This window comes from Corallococcus sp. AB049A, from assembly GCF_003668885.1.
Taxonomy (GTDB): domain Bacteria; phylum Myxococcota; class Myxococcia; order Myxococcales; family Myxococcaceae; genus Corallococcus; species Corallococcus interemptor.
On sequence record NZ_RAWL01001244.1, the window covers coordinates 1 to 420 of the forward strand.

Below are 420 nucleotides of genomic sequence, written 5' to 3' on the forward strand. Positions count from 1 at the left end.
GGACCAGCATGGCAACCAGGAGCAGTACGACGACGCGGACGGCCCAGCTCCACCAGTTGGGATGAGTCTTGGCCCTCGAGACGTCCACGGTCATTGCCGCGGACGTAGCCATCACGACACCGCCAGGTTCATGCCTGGCTCTTCGAGCATGTTGTCACCCAGGTTCCATTTCGTCATGATGTCTTCGTACACGCCAGCCTCGAAGAGGAGTGTGAGGGTCTCCTCGAGGAGCGGCCCGAGCTCGGAATCCTTTTCCACCACAGCACCCTGGTAGAGGGTGTCGAAGCCATTAGCCTGACCGACGCCAGCGAGTTCGAGTTCACCATCGGTCTGCTCGACGAAGTAGGTGAGCGGTGCCTGGGATGAGAAGAAGGCATCGGCCCGCCCAGACCGCACGGCGAGAATGGACTGGGGCTGGTC

At 61.7% G+C, this 420-nt stretch carries 1 protein-coding gene; it reads right to left on the reverse strand.

Annotated elements, in window-relative coordinates; all coding sequences use genetic code 11:
• Positions 1-111: 111 nt before the first annotated feature.
• Positions 112-420, reverse strand: a 309-nt coding sequence (locus D7X55_RS41665) for a transporter substrate-binding domain-containing protein (RefSeq protein ID WP_147470522.1), incomplete at its 5' end; no start/stop codon positions are given.